We start from the raw sequence: 16,618 nt of genomic DNA, 5'->3' as shown, positions 1-16,618 counted from the left end.
CAGGGCGGCGCCTGGCGCCGCCCGCAGTCGCAACAGAGGTGAGCGATGGCCAACTCCTACGAAATGATGCCTGCCCGCGTGACCGCGGTGGAGCAGGCGACCCCCCTGATCAAACGCTTCACCCTGGAGCGTGCCGACGGCCAGCCGCTGCCGACCTTCACCGGTGGCAGCCACATCATCGTGCAGATGAAGAGCGCCGACGGCCGCCAGTTCAGCAATGCCTACTCGCTGATGAGCGACCCGGCCGACACCGCCAGCTATCAGATCGGCGTGCGCCTGGAAGAACAGTCCAAGGGCGGCTCGGTTTTCATGCACCAGCAGGTGGAGGTCGGCACCGAGCTGGTGATCTCCAGCCCGAACAACCTGTTCGCCATCGATCCTTCCGCCGGCAAGCATGTGCTGATCGCTGGCGGAATCGGCATCACGCCGTTCCTCTCGCAATTGCATGACCTGGGTCGGGTGGGCGCTCGCTACGAACTGCATTACGCCTTCCGCAGCCCGGAGCATGGTGCCTTCCAGGCCGAACTGGGCGAAGGGCCGCATGCCGAGCAGGTGCGTTTCTACGTCGACAGCCAGGGGACCTCGCTCAACCTGGCCGAACTGATCGGCAGCCTGGACGCCGACGCTCACCTCTACGTCTGCGGGCCCAAGCCGCTGATCGACGCGGTGATCGACACCGCCAAGGCCCAGGGCGTGGCGGATTCGCGCGTGCACTGGGAACAGTTCGCCGCCGCTCCGGCCACCGGTGGGGCCTTCACCGTGGTGCTCGCCCAGTCTGGCCGCGAGCTGCAGGTGGAGGAGGGCATGACCATCCTCCAGGCCATCGAGAAGTCCAATGCCGCCCAGGTGGAATGCCTGTGCCGCGAAGGCGTCTGCGGCACCTGCGAGACGCGCATCCTCGAAGGCGAGGCGGAGCACTTCGACCAGTACCTGTCCGACGACGAAAAAGCCGCTCAGCAAACCATGATGCTGTGCGTGTCGCGAGCCAAGGGGCAGCGCCTGGTTCTCGATCTGTAGCGGGGCTGGCAGGGGCGGAGCTGGCGACGTGTATACTGCGTCGCCTGGCTCAGGGACATGTCTTGCCATGACAGAAAACAGCTTCGCCTTCCGCCTCAAAGAACTGCTCGAACACCAGAAACTGACGCTGCAGGCCGTGGCCACGGTGCTCGGCATTTCCCGCACCGCGGTGCACAAGTGGACCCGTGGCGGCGAGATCGACTACGACAACCTGCGCAAGCTGGCCACCTTCCTCAAGGTCAACTGGATCTGGCTGCGCTATGGCGACGAAGCCCTGCAAGATGCCCAGCACGTCGAGGTGCAGGACCTGCCCATGACCGATGTGCGGCGCAAGTACACCGCCGAAATCATGGAAAGCGAAGCGCGCATGAAGCTGGCGCAGGAAAGCGCCGGCATCGTCAACTGGGAATGGAACCTGATCACCGACGAAGTCTCCTACTCGGCCAATGTCGAAGCCGTGTACGGCTGGCCCGTGCGCCGCAACGAAGACTTCTGGGCCCACCTGCACCCCGACGACGTTACCGCGCTGCAGGCCATCTACCGCGAGTGCGTGGCCGAGGGCAAAGGCTACGAATTCGATTTCCGCATCTACCGCCCCGATGGCGAGCTGCGCTGGGTCACCTCCCGCGCCACTTCGCTGAAGGATGCCGCCGGGCGCTCGGTGAAGATGGTCGGAGTGAGCCTGGACAGCACCGAACGCAAGCGGGTGGAGGATGAGCTACGGCAGAGCGAGGAGCGCTTCCGCGCCATCTTCGAGCTGGCCGGTGGCGCCCTGGCCTACATCGGCCTCGACGGCCGCTGGCAGCGGGTCAACCAGCCGCTGTGCGAACTCCTGGGTTACAGCGCGGATGAACTCGCCGGGCTGACGTTCCAGGCGCTCACCCACCCCGACGACGTCGAGGAAAACCTCGCCCGGGTCAAGCGCCTGCTGAATGGCGAGGTGGCTGTCAGCACCATGGAGAAGCGCTTCCGCCGCAAGGATGGCAGCTACATCTGGGTGAGCGTGCGCGCTTCGGTCCAGCGCAACGCCCGGGATGGCAGTCCCGAGCACATCATCAGCGTCTACGACGACATCACCGCCAGCCGCGCGGAGCGCCAGGCACTGGAGGCGCGCATCGCCGAGCTGGAAGCGCAGGTGCGGGAGCTGCAGGGGCGCTAGGCTGCCCGATCGCGAATGAATTCGCTCCTACAGCCGTGTAGGGTGGATAGCGCTTTTCTATCCACCAGCGAGCCCGTGCAAGACACCGATGGTGGAAATCCCTAATTGGAGCCACATGGCTCCCCGTAGGATGGGTGGAGCGGAGCGATACCCATGCGGACAGGGCTGATGGGTATCGCAAGCTCGCGGAACGCCGCCCGACCCATCTTACGAACTGCCCGATCGCGAATGAACTCGCCCACAGCTGTGTAGGGTGGATAGCGCCTTTCTATCCACCAGCGAGGCCATGCAAGACACCGATGGTGGAAATCCCCAAAGGGATTTCCACCCTACGCGGCGCTTGGCGAATGAATTCGCCCCTACAGTTCCTCAACCCTTCCGCGCATAACTCACCGTCAACATCTCCCACTGATGCCCATCCGGCACATTCCAGTAAACGATGCGCCCGCCATGCTGCGTATTCACCTGATGATCCACTGGCCCGTGCACGTCGCTGCGGTAGGCAATCCCCGCCGCCTTGATGCGCCCGAGGATGGCCTCGAACTCTTCCGGACTCACCCGGAAGCAGAAGTGAATCAACGGAAAGGGCTCGCCCCACTCGTCGAAATCCAGCGTCAGCCCCTCGTTCAGGTAGACCGGCACGAAAGGTCCGATACCGGGAGCCGACCAGGGCACCCCGAGCAGTTCCGCCAGCAGCTGCGCCGACTTCAGCTTGTCGCGGGCCGGCACCATCAGATGATCGAGCTGAATGGCCATGGCAACCTCCTTGCGGCTTTGCCCCTTTCACCCGAACTAACTGCAGCGCACAAACGCCACACCCGCCAATCCGCCTGACGAGGGGTGCCTAGTGCTGCTCCCCGGCACGCTTGAACAGCTGCTTGCAGCGCTCGGACAGGTGCACCACGCGCAGGTGCTTGCCGGCCTTGGCGTAGCGCTCGCGCAGGGTCTTCAGCGCGGCGATGGCCGAGTAGTCGACGAAGCTCAGGTGGCGGCAATCCAGGGTCACCCGGTCAGGGTCGCCGGCCGGGTCGAACTGGTTGAGGAAGGGGGTGGTGGATGCGAAGAACAGCGTGCCGTGCAGGCGGTACAGCTTGCTGCCGTCCGGCTCGTCGTGGCCGTCGGCGTAGAGCTCGCGGGCATGGTGCCAGGCGAAGTTCAGCGCGGCGATGACGATGCCGCAGAGCACTGCGATGGCGAGGTCGGTGAACACGGTGATGACGGTTACCGCGATGATCACCAGCACATCGTTGAACGGCACCTTGCCTGCGACCCGCAGCGAACCCCAGGCGAAGGTCTGCTGGGCCACCACGAACATCACGCCGACCAGCGCGGCCAGCGGTATGCGCTCGATCAGCGGCGAGAGGAATAGAACGAACAGCAGGATCATTACCCCGGCCACCACGCCCGAGAGCCGGCCACGGCCGCCGGAACTGAGGTTGATCACGGTCTGCCCGATCATGGCGCAGCCGCCCATGCCACCGAAGGCGCCGGACACCAGGTTGGCGGCACCCAGGGCGACGCACTCGCGGTCCGGGTAGCCGCGGCTCTCGGTGATTTCATCGGTGAGGTTGAGGGTCAGCAGGGTCTCCAGCAGGCCCACCATCGCCATCAGCACTGCGTAGGGCGCGATGATCGCCAGGGTTTGCAGGTTCCAGGGAACCTCCGGCAGTGCCAGGGCAGGCAGGCCGCCGGCGATATGCGCCATGTCGCCCAGGGTGCGGGTGGGCAGGCCGAGGAAGTAGACCAGCAGGCCGACGCCAAGGATCGCCACCAGCGCCGGCGGCACGGCGCGGGTCAGGCGTGGCAGCAGGTAGACGATGGCCATGGTCAGCGCCACCAGTCCCAGCATCAGGTACAGCGATGTGCCGCTCAGCCAGCCGTCACCGGCCTTGAAATGCTCCAGCTGGGCCAGGGCGATGACGATCGCCAGGCCGTTGACGAACCCGAGCATCACCGGGTAGGGCACCATGCGCACCAGCTTGCCCAGGCGCAGCAGGCCGAAGGCGACCATGATCAATCCGCCCAGCAGGACCGTGGCCAACAGGTACTGCACCCCGTGCTGGACCACCAGCGCCACTATCACCACGGCCATGGACCCGGCCGCACCCGAGACCATCCCCGGGCGGCCGCCGAACAGCGCAGTCAGGGTGCAGATGATGAAGGCACCGTAGAGCCCCATCAGCGGGTTGAGGTGGGCGACCAGGGCGAAGGCGATGCATTCGGGCGCCAGGGCGAATGAGGTGGTGAGTCCGGCCAGGACATCGGCGCGCAGGCGGGGTGGTTTCATGGCGTACCTGGGATCAGGGCCGGCAAGGCCGGCCTCGGGAACGAGCGGGAAAATGGGGGGCGGATGTTACGGAAATGAAGATGATGCGGCCAGCGGCAAGGGGCGACTCTGCGGTCGATCCCGGACTCGTGGATGCCCGGGCATCGGCATCCGGTGCCTTGAGCCAGTTCGCCTTTCGCGAATGAACTCGCTCCCTCAGCCGTGTAGGGCTATGGAAAGGGCTTTTCTATCCACCAGCGAGGCGGTGCAGGACACCGCTGGTGGAAATCCCGAAAGGGATTTCCACCCTACGCACTGCCGCATGGCCCATCTACGAACTGAGTCCGCCCTTTCGCGAATGAATAGGCTATGTCTGCGTTAAATGTTGCTAGAACGTTCTGAGCCAAGCTGATTATCGAGCGGACGGCGAGTCCCTGTTTCGCCCTCCCGGGCGAGTCCCTTTTGCAAACGACGGATGGCCGCCCCCCCCCCAAAAAGGAACCAAAAGGCTTGCCCCTGCATCCGGCCCGGCTTCGCCGGGTGACCAGCCTTCGGCTGTTACTGCGTTTCCCTCGCTCCATCGTTGCTCCGGGGCCCGGCGTGAGGGGCCATCCATGGCCCCGCACGCCTCTCGCGGCATCCATGCCGCTCGTCCCCCTGCGCAACGATTCCGCTCGGCCTCCTGACGGGGCGGAGTGCCGCCCCACCTCTTCCGCAAGCTTTCAGGCCCCGACAATGCATCAGAATTGCATCGTTCGAGCAGGCGCGAGTCACCCCTCTCCTCTTCAGGGGTGAAGAGGCACGCTTTCGGAAGCACCGCTTCCGGTGCCGATGAACGCCTGAGCGCGAAGCGATCGGGCCGGGGCGCAGGGCGGGGGCCGGGGGTGAGGGAAGTGTCAGGCGGGTACGAAGGTCTGAAGGGGCCGTATTAGACGCTTCTATTCGGTTCTGCAACAGCTGACGCAGACATAGCCAATGAATACGCACGACCGCCGTTGTGGCTGAGGCCACGAAGCCCAACCTGAGGAGCCGGTGCGGGAATCGTTGGGCTGCTCAACGGCCATGGCAACCTCCGTGCAGCTTTGCCCCTTTCGCCCGAATTGACTGCAGCGCAGATCCGCCGCCGGCGCCAGAGCGCCTGACGAGGGGCGCCTTGCCCTCAGATCGCCAGGCTGTCCACCACGCCGCCGTCCACCCGCAGAGCCGCGCCTGTGGTTGCCGAGGAGAGCGGCGAGGCGACGTATGTCACCAGGTTGGCCACTTCTTCCACCTCCGCCACGCGCTGGATGATGGAGCTGGGACGCTCCCGGCGGACGAAGTCGTTCGCCTCTTCCCGGGCACTGCGCCCGGACTGGCGCATGGCATCCGAGACCATCGCCGCCACGCCTTCAGTGAAGGTCGGGCCCGGAAGTATGGCGTTCACCGTGACGCCGGTCCCGGCCAGGCGCTTGGCCAGGCCATGGGAGACCGCCAAGTTGGCGCTCTTGGTGACGCCGTAATTGATCATGTTCGCGGGGATGGCGATGCCCGATTCAGAGGAAAGAAAGATCACCCGGCCCCACTTCTGCTGCACCATCGCCGGGATGTAGTGACGCGCCAGGCGTACTCCGGAGAGCACGTTGATTTCGTAGAAGCGCAACCACTCCGCGTCGTCGGTGGCGAAGAAATCGACATCGTTGTAGATCCCCAGGTTGTTGACCAGGATGTCGGCGCGAGGCTCGGCGGCGAACAGCAATTCGGCACCCGCCTGGGTTCCCAGGTCCGCCACCACGCCACGGGCCTTGCCGCCGCTGGCCGTGATGCCGGCTACGGCTTCGTCGACTGCGGCCGCGGTGCGGCCGACTATCACGACTTCAGCGTTGGCCAGGGCCAGGCTCCGGGCGATGCCCAGGCCGATACCACCGGTGGAGCCGCTGATGACAGCGGTTTTGCCGCTCAGATCGATTTGCATGTTTCAGGTCCTCTCCAGTGTTCGGCAGCGTTGGTTGGCTACCGGTGATCATTGGGTTCTGGGCAGCATCCTAGAATCGGCGTATAAGACCGTCCATGACAGATAGGGTCACACTTGAGTCCTTGTGGGACATATGTTGGATCTCAGACAGCTCCGCTATTTCGTCGCCGTGGCCGAAGTCGAGCACGTCGGTCGCGCGGCGGAGCAACTGCACATCTCCCAGTCTCCCCTGAGCCGGCAGATCGCCCAGTTGGAGGATCGTCTCGGCCTTCAGCTATTCGAGCGTAGCCAGCTGCAGCAGCACCGACGCGAGCGCTTCCTGGCTGGTTGCGTGGAAGCGGGCTTCACCCCGCAGATCAGGTTGGAGGCCGCCGAACCCTTGAGTGCACTTGGTCTCGTTTCCGCCGGCCTGGGGTTGGCCCTGATCCAGAAGAGCTTCAACGGCGAAGGCAACGCCAACGTGGTGCTGCGGGAGCTGCCATGGCTGAATCAGGGCATCGGGCTCTGGGCGGCCTGGCACCGGGTCGACCTGAGGCCGATCGTCGGTGACTTCCGCCAGATGGTGCTGGCGGGTGCGCAAGACTGAAGGTGGCCCGCCTGCCGGATTGTTCGGCAGGGCTTTCTGGACACAAACGAAGGTCCGGAAGAGTATTCCCAGTGGGAAGTATCGATCTCCACGACATGAATAAAGTTGTGTCCGGGCGACTCTATCGAGTTCTTCTGCAGCTGCCTAATGAAAAGTCTGGATTACCTGATCATGCTCCGTTATCGGCAGTTCAATATTGATTCTTCAGTTGCCCGGCTCGTGATTTTCCCGCAATTATGTATTGCTGCGTTGGCAAGTATCGGCGCATCGCGAAAGTTATAATTCCCGCCTGCCTTCCGTGAGAATCCATCGCCATGTTCCCTTCCCTGGAAAACATCGCCGCGCGTTTGCGTCTGAAGCAGCTGCGGCTGCTCATCGAGCTCGATAACCATGGCTCGCTGCACAAGGCGGCCGAAGAAATGGCGATATCCCAGCCGGGGGCGACCAAGGTCCTGCGGGAAATCGAGTCCATCCTCGGCATGCCCTTGTTCGACCGGCAGCCCAAAGGGCTGGTGCCCAACGATGTGGGGCGCTGCATCACGCGCTATGCGCGCCTGATCTACAGCGACCTGGCGCACTTGCGGGAGGAGGTGATGGGCATCACCCAGGGTGAGGGAGGGCGCCTGTCGGTAGGGGTCATCATGGGCGCCGTTCCACTGTTGAGTCGCGCCCTGAGCCGCCTGCGGCAGAAACAGCCGACCCTGTCGGTGGAGGTGGTGGAGAATACCAGCGCCAGCCTGCTCGCCCTGCTGGACGAGGGACGGCTGGACCTGGCCATCTGCCGAACCGGGGTCAGTCGCAGGGCCAGCGCCTACCAGAGCGTGGCCCTTGGCGACGAACCCCTTTCAGTGGTCGCCACGCGCAACCACCCCTTGGCGGGTGCTGCCCATCTGGAAATCAGTGAACTCAGTCATTACCGCTGGATCGTCTACCCGGTGCAGATGCCCATGCGCCAGGCCCTGGAGCGTGAGTTGAGCGAGGCGGGGCTGGAAGTGCCGCGCTATCCGCTGGAAACCTCGTCCACCTTCGCCACCATGATGTTGCTGCAGGAGGACCCCACCCTGGTGGCGGTGATACCCCGCGAGGTGGCCGAGTTCGCGGAACGCTTCGGCGTGCTTGTGCAATTGCCGGTTTCCCTGCGGGCCCTGGTCGAACCCTTCGGCGCGGTCAGCCGTGCCGGCACCGAGCTTTCGCCCGCCGCACGGCTGCTTCTGGAGGAACTGCTGAGCGAGTGCTGAGGGCCCCGCCCAGGGGGAGGGCGGGGCCAGGTCCGCCTGATTCAGCGGATGGGCGAGAAGGCGGCCGGCATCAGCAGCTTCGATTCCTGGCTGATCAGCATGGGGAAGGCCTTGGGCACGAAGCGGGTCAGCCAGTCCTGGTCTTCGTAGAGCGCCGCCCGCTTCCTGATCCGGTCGTCGAGGCTCTCGTAGGCCCATATGTGCACGACCTGGTTCAGTTCGCCGATCTCGGTGTACCACCAGCCCACCAGGGTCGTGTAGCGGGAGATCACAGGCAGGCCTTCGGCTTCGAAGTGCTGCAGGTATTCCTTCATCTTGCCGATCTGGATGGTGTAGGTACGCATTTCGTAGAACATCTGGAGGTTTCCTCGGATGTGCGGCTACCCGGCGCTCAGCGAGTGCCGTGGTAGGCGTGGGTGATGATGGTTTCGACGTCTGCGGCGGTGGTCAGGCGGGGGTTGACCAGCACATTGCCGCTACGCATGGAGTCGCTGACCATCTGTGGCAGGAGGTCCAGGCGGACGCCCAGTTCCTTGATGTTGTCGGGAATGCCCAGCGCGGCGTTCAGCTCCACGACGAAGTCCACCACTGTGCGCGCGGCGGCCAGGTCGTCCAGGCCGGTGATGTCCCGGCCCAGGGCAATGGCGATCTCGCGGAACCGCTCCGGGCAGGCCGGCAGGTTGAAGCCGATCACGTAGGGCAGCAGGGTGGCGTTGGCGATGCCATGGGGAATGTTGAACACGCCGCCGAAGGTGTGGGAGATGGCATGCACGTTGCCCAGTTTCGACTGCGAGAAGGCGACGCCGGCAAGGAAGGAACCGAGCAGCATGTTTTCCCTTGCCTCGGCGTCGCTGCCGACGAAATAGGCCTTGCGCAGATTGGCGCCGATCAGGCGGATGGCCTGGATGGCCAGGGCCTGGCTGATCGGGTTGGCCTGTCTGGAGACATAGGACTCGATGGCATGGGTCAGCGCGTCCATGCCCGTCGCCGCGGTGATGGCCGGTGGCAGCTTCCAGGTCAGTTCGGCATCGAGGATGGCCAGCCTGGGGAACAGCCGCGGGCTGACGATGACCGTCTTGAACAGCGTCTGCTTGTTGGTGAACACGGTGGATGCCGTGCATTCGCTGCCGGTACCCGAGGTGGTCGGGATGGCGAAGATCGGCAAGGGCGCGTTCGGCAGGCGGTCATAGCCTTCGTAGTCGAGGATGCTGCCAGGGTTGGTGGCCATGGCCGCCACGCCTTTCGCGGTGTCGATGCTGCTGCCGCCGCCGACGCCTATTACCGCGTCGCAACCGCTGGCCTTGAGGACGGCCACCGCCTGGTCCAGCACCTCGGTGCTGGGGTTGGGCTCTACGCCGGAAAAGATCTCAAAGGGAATCCGCGCTTCCGCCAGGGACTGGAAAAAGCCTTCGAGAACGCCTGATTTGATCAGGCCTTCGTCGGTGATCACCAGCAGCTTTTCGCGCAGGTGGGGCTTGAGCAGTTGGCCGGCCTGCCGGGCCAGGCCGTTGCCGGATTTCAGGAGCGTGGGAAAGAAGAACTGGAATGGGTTCATGGCAGCCTCGTGAGCAGTCCGCCGGGGTGTGGGCACCGGCAGCGTCAAGTTCGAAAAGTGTCGGATCAGGCCTGCGAAATCCGCAGAGGGGGAGGGGCGGGCGACAGGAGTGCGGCGAACATGGAATTTCCTTGTTATTGATTGAGTGTTTCAAGTTGCCCAAGAGCAACTTCGGGGCCGAAGCTACAAATCCACCCTTGCACTTCCAAATGAAAAGAGCTGATCTGCGGATAACCCCTGGTTATCCGCCTTTTGCCCTGGACGCTATTTCGACGTGCTGCCGGATATGGCCGGCAAGAAGATCAGGATCAGTTATCCCCCAATCATGAAGTTTCATTACGCAGGTTCGCTCCTGTGACTTAAAAAGTTACTCCGCCCACTCTTCCATTGCTCTTCCGCGCTTGACTGGCCTCTGCCTTCCAGTGGGCTGGCGTGAACTTTCTCGACCCGACAATCACAACAATGAGACACATCATGAAAATACCTTCCCCGGACGCGACTACCTTCCAGGCGCTGAATGCCAGCCGGCCCACGAACGTGCGCTGGCGCATCTTCCTGATCATGTTGCTGCTCACCGCCATCAACTACATCGACCGTGCCTCGCTGTCGGTGGCGATGCCGCTGATAGCCCCCGAGTTCGACATCTCACCGGCCATGGAGGGGCTGCTGCTGAGTGCCTTCTTCTGGTCCTACGCGCTGATGCAGATACCGGGTGGCATCCTGCTGGATCGCTACCAGTCCCGCGGGATCATCGGGGTCGCCACCGTCAGCTGGGGGCTGTTCCAGGCGCTGGGCGCGGCCTCGCACAACTGGCTGGTGCTGCTCGCAACGCGTATCGGCCTGGGGGTTGCCGAGTCGCCCATCTATCCGGCCGGCGCCAAGCTCAACAGTGCCTGGTTGACGCCGAACGAGCGTGGCCGTGGCGCGGTGCTGGTGGACGGCGGCGCGCCGCTGGGCAGCGCCCTGGGCGCCATCATCATTTCCGGGCTGATCGCCTGGCTGGGCTCCTGGCGGGTGGCCTTCGTGGTGGCGGGCGTCGGCACCGTCCTGGCCGGGCTCCTGGCCTGGAAGTACATCCGCAACCACCCGGGCGATCATCCGGGGGTCAACGAAGCCGAGTTGCAGCACATCACCTCGGCCAACGCCGGGTCCCGCAGTGCTCGCCGGGAACACAACCCGCCCTTGCGCACCCTGCTGAAGGATCGTTCCATCCTCGCCATGTTCGCCGGCTACTGCTGCGTGTGCAGCGTGTTCTACGGCCTGCTGACCTGGATGCCGAGCTACCTGCACAAGGCCCATGGGCTGGATATCTCGGCCATGGGCGGCGCCACCTTCCTGATCTTCATGTGCGGCTTCGTCGGGGAATTGATCGGTGGCTGGATCGGTGACCGCTGGAAATCCGCCGGAGCCTCACCGAACCTGGTCATGCGCAGCATGTTCAGCGGCTCGGCCCTGGTGGCAGCGGCCTGCATCCTGGGCGCGGCCTACGTTTCCAGCGCACCCGTGGTGATCGGCCTGCTCTGTGTGGCGATGTTCTTCATCCGCTGGTGCGGCATGTACTGGTGCCTGCCGACGATCATCGGCGGCCCGGCAAGGACCGGCGTGCTGGCTGGCGCCATGAACTTCTGCGGCAACATGGGTGGGGTCGTGGTGCCTATCCTGATCGGCCTGATCGTGCAGTTCAGCGGCTCCTATTTCCTGGCGCTCATCTTCTTCGTGGTCGTGGCGGCCCTGCTGGCGCTGTTCTCCAGCCTGATCGACTACCGCGAGCGGGTTTGAGCGGACACCGCTCCTGCCGATGAATCCCCCTGCGGTCACGCCTCCTCGCTTCGATGGCGGAGAGGCGTGGCCCTTTGGTTGGCTGGGCAGACCTGGTGGGTCTCAAGGATGTCGAAGTATGACTTGGACGGTCTTGGTGTCTCGCCCATAGGATGAGCCCACAGGAGATCGAAACCGGCTCCTTCAACCACAGCATCCGGAGAGACCCATGAACCTCAAGCCCCTGATCCCTCATCCGCTCGGCTTTGGCACCGCCCCGCTGGGCAACATGTATCGCGCGGTGTCCGAGGAGGAAGTCCAGGCTACCGTAGACGCAGTCTGGAACAACGGCGTGCGCTACTTCGACACCGCTCCCTTTTACGGCGCCGGGCTTGCGGAGTCCCGCCTGGGAGCCGCCCTGGCCAAACGCCCACGTGACCAGTACGTGCTCAGCAGCAAGGTCGGCCGCATCGTTCTCGACGAATTGGAGGATCCGGCCAGCCGTGAGCTGGGCGAGAAAAGCGGGCTGTTCGAGCACGGAAGCAGGAACCGCATCGTCAATGACTACACCGCCGATGGCACCCTGCGCGCCATCGAGGGCAGCCTGAAACGCCTGCAGACCGACCACCTGGATATCGTCTGGATCCACGACATCGCCCAGGACTTCTACGGCGACGAATGGCTCGAGCGCTTCGAAACCGCGCGCAAGGGCGCCTTCCGCGTCCTCAGCCGCCTGCGTGATGAAGGCGTGATCAAGGCCTGGGGACTGGGCGTCAACCGCGTGGAACCCATCGAGCTCGCCCTGGGCCTGGAAGAGCCGAGTCCCGACGGCTTCCTCCTTGCCGGCCGCTATTCCTTGCTGGACCACGAGCGCGCCCTGCAGCGGGTGATGCCAACCGCCGCCGAGCGGGGTGTCGGCATAGTCGTCGGCGGCCCCTACAGCTCCGGGGTCACCGCCGGCGGCGAGCACTTCGAGTATCAGAAAGCCCCGGCGCCGGTATTGGCCAGGCTTGCGCGGATTCGCGCGGTCGCCCAACGCCATGGCGTCGACATCAAGGCCGCGGCCCTGCAGTTCGCCCTGGCCAACCCGGCGGTGGTGGCGGTGATTCCCGGCTCGACCCGCCCGCAGCACGCCAATGAGGACCATGCCGCCTTGTCGGCCGTTATCCCGACCGATTTCTGGCAAGAACTGCGCGAGCAGGGGCTGGTCTCCCCGCAGGCGCCGCTTCCGTCCAACTGAAACCTCTCCACGTCCGGCCTCCGCCGGGCCTGTCAGCAGAACCTTTTCCGATTCAGGGGCCGAGGCCCCGGGAGATATCGCCATGAGCAACGCCTATGCATCCGTTGAACTTCAAGCCAGTGCCGAGCAGGTATGGCAATTGATCGGTGGCTTCGACTCGCTGCCCGACTGGCTGCCCTTCATTCCCCAGAGCGGACTGAGCGAGGGGGGACGCGTGCGGACCCTGAAGTCCGTCGGCGGCGACGTCATCATCGAACGCCTGCTGGACTTCAGTGAAAGCCAGCGGAGCTACACCTACACCATCCTCCAGGGGCCGGCGCCGGTGCGGGATTACCAGTCCACTCTGCGCGTGCAGGCGCAAGGCCGGGGGTCCAAAGTGGAATGGTTCGGCTCGTTTACCCCCGAGAACATCAGCGAGGCGGAAGCCCAGGCCATGTTCGAGGGAATCTACAAGGACGGCCTCGCCGCATTGAAACAGGCCATGGAGGGCTGATCGACGCCCGGCGATCCCGCTTCTGAAGCCGGGATCGCCGTTTGTCGCTGGTTGTCGGGAGACCCTCAGAAGGTCCCCGGATAGGCTCCGCCATCGAGCAGCAGGTTCTGGCCGGTGAGGTAGCCGGCGTGGGCGCTGCACAGGAAGGCGCAGAAAGCGCCGAACTCGTCCGCATTGCCGAAGCGCCCGGCCGGAATGCGACGGCGGCGTTGCTCCGCCACCTCTTCCAGGTCGTGTTCCCCTTGGGCCGCGGCCTTCAGGGTCTTCTGCAGCCGCTCGGTATCGAAGGCACCGGGCAGCAGGTTGTTCAGGGTGACGTTACAGGACGCCAGCCGGGACTGGCGCGCCAGGCCGGCAATGAAGCCGGTCAGGCCACTGCGTGCGCCGTTGGACAGCCCGAGCACGTCGATGGGCGCCTTCACCGCCCCGGAAGTGATGTTCACCACACGGCCGAAGCCCCGTGCCGCCATGGCGTCCACCGTTGCCTTGATCAGCTCGATGGGGGCGAGCATGTTGGCGTCCAGTGCCTTGAGCCAGTCCTCACGGGTCCAGTCGCGGAAGTCTCCCGGCGGCGGCCCGCCGGCGTTGTTCACCAGGATGTCCACCTGCGGGCAGGCGGCGAGCAGTGCCGCTCGCACCTCGGGCCGTGCCACGTCGCCCACCACGCTGCGGACTTCGATGCCGGCATTGCGCGCGCGCAGCTCGCTGGCGGTCTGTTCCAGCGCCTCGCTGCCACGGGCGTTGATCACCAGGTTCACCCCTTCCCGGGCGAGGGCGGCGGCGCAGCCCTTGCCCAGTCCCTTGCTGGCGGCGCAGACGATTGCCCACCGCCCCGCGATTCCCAGATCCATGTCATATCTCCTCGAATTGAGTCGGCGAAGCCGGGGCGCCGATAGTGGCGCTCCGGAAGGTTTCGGGATCGAAGATCCGGCCGCTCAGGATAGGGGTTTGTGGTGTCTCGGGTGTAGCGCCAACTCTTGATAAAAATTCAAAAGTATTTGGCTTGGGCAGGTATTTTTTAGAAAAGTGTCCAGCCTGCAGACTTCGTGGCCTCTCCATTCCGAACAGAGACCACGCATATGCCACTCGCTCTGCTTGCGCTGACCCTGAGCGCCTTCGCCATCGGGACGACCGAGTTCGTGATCGTCGGCCTGATTCCCACCATCGCCAGTGACCTTGGCGTCACGCTGCCCTCGGCCGGGCTGCTGGTCAGCCTGTATGCCCTGAGCGTGGCCATCGGCGCGCCCTTGCTGACCGCGCTCACCGGCCGGGTGCCGCGCAAGCTGCTGCTGGTGGCGCTGATGGCGCTGTTCACCGGCGGAAACCTGGTGGCCTGGCAGGCCCCGGGCTACGAGTCGCTGATCGTCGCACGCATCCTCACCGGGCTGGCCCACGGCGTGTTCTTCTCGGTCGGCTCGATCATCGCCACCAGCCTGGTGAGCAAGGACAAGGCCGCCAGCGCCATCGCCACCATGTTCAGCGGCATGACCGTGGCCTTCGTCACCGGTATCCCCCTGGGTACCTTCATCGGCCAGCACTTCGGCTGGCGTGTCACCTTCCTGGTGGTCGCTGCCTTCGGCCTGGTGGCGCTGCTCGGCGCGCTGCTGTTCGTGCCCAGGGGCATCGCGCACAACCCGCCGGCGCCGTTGCTGCGCCAGGTCCGTGTGCTGCTGCAACCACGCCTGCTGCTGGTCTACGCGATGACCGCGGTGGGCTATGGCGGTTCGCTGATCGCCTTCACCTTCCTGGCACCGATCCTCCAGGACATCGCCGGCTTCGAGCCGGGCATGGTCGGCGCGGTGCTGCTGGCCTACGGCCTGTCGGTGGCGGCGGGCAACCTGTGGGGCGGCCGGCTGGCCGACCGCAAGGGGGCGGTGAGCGCGCTCAAGACCATCTTCCTGGCCCTGGCCGTGGTGCTTTTCGTGCTCACCTTCACTGCGCCCAACCCCTGGCTGGTGGTGCTGACGGTACTGGCCTGGGGCGCAGTGGCCTTCGGCAATGTGCCCGGCCCGCAGGTGTACGTGGTCCAGCAGGCCGAGAAGGTCGCGCCCGACGCTGTCGACGTGGCCTCGGGTTTCAACATCGCCGCCTTCAACCTCGGTGTGGCCGGCGGCTCCTGGGGCGGCGCGCAAGTGGTCAGCCAACTGGGCCTTGCCCATACACCCTGGATCGCCGCGCTGGTGACCCTCGGCGCCCTTGGCCTGACCGTTCTGAGCGGACGCCTGGACAACCGGGCGGAAGCCCGCCTGGCCAGTGCCTGAATCCCTTTTCCGATACGTCCTCCCACTCATTCCAAGGAGACTTCCATGAGCATTCCCGAATTTGGTGTCGGCACCTTCCGCCTGCAGGGGCAAACCGTGATCGATTCGGTTCGCAACGCGCTCGAACTGGGCTATCGCGCCATCGACACGGCGCAGATCTACGACAACGAGGCGGATGTCGGACAGGCGATCGCCGAGTCCGGTGTGCGCCGTGACGAGCTGTTCGTCACCACCAAGATCTGGGTCGCCAACTACGCCCGCGACAAACTGATCCCCAGCCTGGAGGTCAGCCTGGCCAAGTTGCGCCTCGACCAGGTCGACCTCACCCTGATCCACTGGCCGGCTCCGGGTAATGGCGTCGCGCTGGAGGAATACATGGAGGCGCTGGCGCAGGCCAGGGCGCAGGGGCTGACCCGGCAGATCGGCATCTCCAATTTCAATATCGACCTGACCCGGCGGGCCATCGAGGTTGTCGGCCGCGAGGCGATCGCCACCAACCAGATCGAGCTCAGCCCCTACCTGCAGAATCGCGCGCTGGTCGAGTTCCTGCAAGCGCAGGGCATCCGCGTCACCTCCTACATGACCCTGGCCTACGGCAAGGCGCTCAAGGACCCGGTCATCGGCGAGATCTCCGCCAAGCACCAGGCCACGCCGGCACAGGTGGTCCTGGCCTGGGCGCTGCGGCTCGGCCACGCGGTAATTCCGTCCTCCACCCGGCGCGAGAACCTTGCCAGCAACCTGATCGCCCGGGAATTGCAGCTGGATGACGAGGACATGGCGCGGATCGCCGGGCTGGAGCGTAACGGCCGCGAGGTCAGTCCCGACGGCCTGGCGCCGGTCTGGGATTGAGAACGCCGGTGCCGCACGGGATTGCCGACGGCGCCAACTGATCGCCACTGCCAGTGGTGGGTCGCATTGGCCTGCAAGCAAAAAGCCCCGCACGGGGCGGGGCTTTTGCGTCACCGGAATCGCGGTGCAGGCTTAGGCCTGGACCACCGGGATCTTGGCGTTGGCCGCGGCTTCCTTGTACTCGGCGATCTGGTCGAAGGACAGGTAGCGGTAGATATCGGCAGCCATGCTGTCGATGTTCTTCG

Annotated in this window: 16 protein-coding genes; 9 read left to right on the top strand and 7 right to left on the bottom strand. The window is 64.9% G+C overall.

Features of this window, described 5'->3' with window-relative positions; genetic code table 11:
- Nucleotides 1-45: 45 nt before the first annotated feature.
- Both ACFW0H_RS28040 and ACFW0H_RS28035 read left to right on the top strand, forming a co-directional pair.
- A complete protein-coding gene (locus ACFW0H_RS28040; protein ID WP_422917124.1) occupies nucleotides 46-1,017 on the top strand; it encodes a PDR/VanB family oxidoreductase in 972 nt (323 codons plus the stop codon).
- A gap of 67 nt (nucleotides 1,018-1,084) precedes the next feature.
- On the top strand, nucleotides 1,085-2,176 hold the full coding sequence (locus tag ACFW0H_RS28035; protein WP_422917123.1) for a PAS domain S-box protein: 1,092 nt from the start codon (nucleotides 1,085-1,087) through the stop codon (nucleotides 2,174-2,176).
- Nucleotides 2,177-2,545: 369 nt separating this feature from the next.
- Here ACFW0H_RS28035 and ACFW0H_RS28030 read toward each other — a convergent pair whose 3' ends face one another.
- The 3 genes from ACFW0H_RS28030 to ACFW0H_RS28020 form a co-directional block, all read right to left on the bottom strand.
- Complete coding sequence (locus ACFW0H_RS28030; protein WP_422917122.1) at nucleotides 2,546-2,932, bottom strand: VOC family protein; 387 nt, start codon at nucleotides 2,930-2,932, stop codon at nucleotides 2,546-2,548.
- Nucleotides 2,933-3,020: 88 nt separating this feature from the next.
- Nucleotides 3,021-4,463: a SulP family inorganic anion transporter gene (locus ACFW0H_RS28025; protein ID WP_422917121.1), complete on the bottom strand. Its 1,443-nt coding sequence runs from the start codon at nucleotides 4,461-4,463 to the stop codon at nucleotides 3,021-3,023.
- A 1,138-nt stretch (nucleotides 4,464-5,601) separates the two neighbouring features.
- The gene (locus tag ACFW0H_RS28020) at nucleotides 5,602-6,393 is read right to left on the bottom strand and encodes an SDR family NAD(P)-dependent oxidoreductase (RefSeq protein ID WP_422917120.1); all 792 of its coding nucleotides are present in this window, start codon (nucleotides 6,391-6,393) and stop codon (nucleotides 5,602-5,604) included.
- A 133-nt stretch (nucleotides 6,394-6,526) separates the two neighbouring features.
- Between ACFW0H_RS28020 and ACFW0H_RS28015 the strand changes: the two genes are divergently transcribed.
- The gene (locus tag ACFW0H_RS28015; RefSeq protein ID WP_422917119.1) at nucleotides 6,527-6,979 is read left to right on the top strand and encodes a LysR family transcriptional regulator; all 453 of its coding nucleotides are present in this window, start codon (nucleotides 6,527-6,529) and stop codon (nucleotides 6,977-6,979) included.
- Nucleotides 6,980-7,293: 314 nt separating this feature from the next.
- A complete protein-coding gene (locus ACFW0H_RS28010) occupies nucleotides 7,294-8,217 on the top strand; it encodes a LysR family transcriptional regulator (protein WP_422917118.1) in 924 nt (307 codons plus the stop codon).
- Between the two features lie 41 nt (nucleotides 8,218-8,258).
- Here the strand turns inward: ACFW0H_RS28010 and ACFW0H_RS28005 are convergent, their stop codons facing one another.
- Nucleotides 8,259-8,573 carry an NIPSNAP family protein gene (locus tag ACFW0H_RS28005; RefSeq protein ID WP_422917117.1) on the bottom strand — a complete coding sequence of 105 codons (315 nt, stop codon included), beginning with the start codon at nucleotides 8,571-8,573 and terminating at the stop codon, nucleotides 8,259-8,261.
- Between the two features lie 35 nt (nucleotides 8,574-8,608).
- A complete protein-coding gene (locus ACFW0H_RS28000; protein WP_422917116.1) occupies nucleotides 8,609-9,772 on the bottom strand; it encodes an iron-containing alcohol dehydrogenase in 1,164 nt (387 codons plus the stop codon).
- 474 nt (nucleotides 9,773-10,246) lie between these two features.
- Here ACFW0H_RS28000 and ACFW0H_RS27995 point away from each other — a divergent pair, with 474 nt between their 5' ends.
- The 3 genes from ACFW0H_RS27995 (at nucleotide 10,247) to ACFW0H_RS27985 (ending at nucleotide 13,263) form a co-directional block, all read left to right on the top strand.
- Complete coding sequence (locus ACFW0H_RS27995; protein WP_422917115.1) at nucleotides 10,247-11,551, top strand: MFS transporter; 1,305 nt, start codon at nucleotides 10,247-10,249, stop codon at nucleotides 11,549-11,551.
- A gap of 208 nt (nucleotides 11,552-11,759) precedes the next feature.
- Entirely contained in the window at nucleotides 11,760-12,770 is a 1,011-nt protein-coding gene (locus ACFW0H_RS27990; RefSeq protein ID WP_422917114.1) for an aldo/keto reductase, read from the top strand.
- An 82-nt stretch (nucleotides 12,771-12,852) separates the two neighbouring features.
- The gene (locus tag ACFW0H_RS27985; RefSeq protein WP_422917113.1) at nucleotides 12,853-13,263 is read left to right on the top strand and encodes an SRPBCC family protein; all 411 of its coding nucleotides are present in this window, start codon (nucleotides 12,853-12,855) and stop codon (nucleotides 13,261-13,263) included.
- A 65-nt stretch (nucleotides 13,264-13,328) separates the two neighbouring features.
- On the opposite strand, the gene ACFW0H_RS27980 is transcribed toward ACFW0H_RS27985, so the two are convergent.
- Entirely contained in the window at nucleotides 13,329-14,114 is a 786-nt protein-coding gene (locus ACFW0H_RS27980) for an SDR family oxidoreductase (RefSeq protein WP_422917112.1), read from the bottom strand.
- Nucleotides 14,115-14,342: 228 nt separating this feature from the next.
- Between ACFW0H_RS27980 and ACFW0H_RS27975 the strand changes: the two genes are divergently transcribed.
- Nucleotides 14,343-15,524, top strand: coding sequence for an MFS transporter (locus tag ACFW0H_RS27975; RefSeq protein WP_422917111.1), 1,182 nt, complete (start codon nucleotides 14,343-14,345; stop codon nucleotides 15,522-15,524).
- Between the two features lie 45 nt (nucleotides 15,525-15,569).
- Nucleotides 15,570-16,373: a 2,5-didehydrogluconate reductase DkgB gene (gene dkgB, locus ACFW0H_RS27970; RefSeq protein ID WP_422917110.1), complete on the top strand. Its 804-nt coding sequence runs from the start codon at nucleotides 15,570-15,572 to the stop codon at nucleotides 16,371-16,373.
- Nucleotides 16,374-16,505: 132 nt separating this feature from the next.
- On the opposite strand, the gene ACFW0H_RS27965 is transcribed toward dkgB, so the two are convergent.
- A partial coding sequence (locus ACFW0H_RS27965) for a hypothetical protein (RefSeq protein WP_422917155.1) occupies nucleotides 16,506-16,618 on the bottom strand: 113 nt, incomplete at its 5' end.

Origin of the sequence: Metapseudomonas cellulosilytica, from assembly GCF_049334135.1 — a bacterium.
In the GTDB taxonomy this organism is placed as follows: domain Bacteria; phylum Pseudomonadota; class Gammaproteobacteria; order Pseudomonadales; family Pseudomonadaceae; genus Metapseudomonas.
Note: the sequence above shows the minus strand (reverse complement) of the source record. Positions and strands in the feature narration are given on the sequence as shown.

What these genes read in the sequence shown, in the direction of transcription:
- ACFW0H_RS28040 (WP_422917124.1), top strand. Translation starts at nt 46, where the DNA reads ATGGCCAACTCCTACGAAATGATGCCTGCCCGCGTGACCGCGGTGGAG.
- ACFW0H_RS28035 (WP_422917123.1), top strand. Translation starts at nt 1,085, where the DNA reads ATGACAGAAAACAGCTTCGCCTTCCGCCTCAAAGAACTGCTCGAACAC.
- ACFW0H_RS28030 (WP_422917122.1), bottom strand. Translation starts at nt 2,932, where the DNA reads ATGGCCATTCAGCTCGATCATCTGATGGTGCCGGCCCGCGACAAGCTG.
- ACFW0H_RS28025 (WP_422917121.1), bottom strand. Translation starts at nt 4,463, where the DNA reads ATGAAACCACCCCGCCTGCGCGCCGATGTCCTGGCCGGACTCACCACC.
- ACFW0H_RS28020 (WP_422917120.1), bottom strand. Translation starts at nt 6,393, where the DNA reads ATGCAAATCGATCTGAGCGGCAAAACCGCTGTCATCAGCGGCTCCACC.
- ACFW0H_RS28015 (WP_422917119.1), top strand. Translation starts at nt 6,527, where the DNA reads ATGTTGGATCTCAGACAGCTCCGCTATTTCGTCGCCGTGGCCGAAGTC.
- ACFW0H_RS28010 (WP_422917118.1), top strand. Translation starts at nt 7,294, where the DNA reads ATGTTCCCTTCCCTGGAAAACATCGCCGCGCGTTTGCGTCTGAAGCAG.
- ACFW0H_RS28005 (WP_422917117.1), bottom strand. Translation starts at nt 8,573, where the DNA reads ATGTTCTACGAAATGCGTACCTACACCATCCAGATCGGCAAGATGAAG.
- ACFW0H_RS28000 (WP_422917116.1), bottom strand. Translation starts at nt 9,772, where the DNA reads ATGAACCCATTCCAGTTCTTCTTTCCCACGCTCCTGAAATCCGGCAAC.
- ACFW0H_RS27995 (WP_422917115.1), top strand. Translation starts at nt 10,247, where the DNA reads ATGAAAATACCTTCCCCGGACGCGACTACCTTCCAGGCGCTGAATGCC.
- ACFW0H_RS27990 (WP_422917114.1), top strand. Translation starts at nt 11,760, where the DNA reads ATGAACCTCAAGCCCCTGATCCCTCATCCGCTCGGCTTTGGCACCGCC.
- ACFW0H_RS27985 (WP_422917113.1), top strand. Translation starts at nt 12,853, where the DNA reads ATGAGCAACGCCTATGCATCCGTTGAACTTCAAGCCAGTGCCGAGCAG.
- ACFW0H_RS27980 (WP_422917112.1), bottom strand. Translation starts at nt 14,114, where the DNA reads ATGGATCTGGGAATCGCGGGGCGGTGGGCAATCGTCTGCGCCGCCAGC.
- ACFW0H_RS27975 (WP_422917111.1), top strand. Translation starts at nt 14,343, where the DNA reads ATGCCACTCGCTCTGCTTGCGCTGACCCTGAGCGCCTTCGCCATCGGG.
- dkgB (WP_422917110.1), top strand. Translation starts at nt 15,570, where the DNA reads ATGAGCATTCCCGAATTTGGTGTCGGCACCTTCCGCCTGCAGGGGCAA.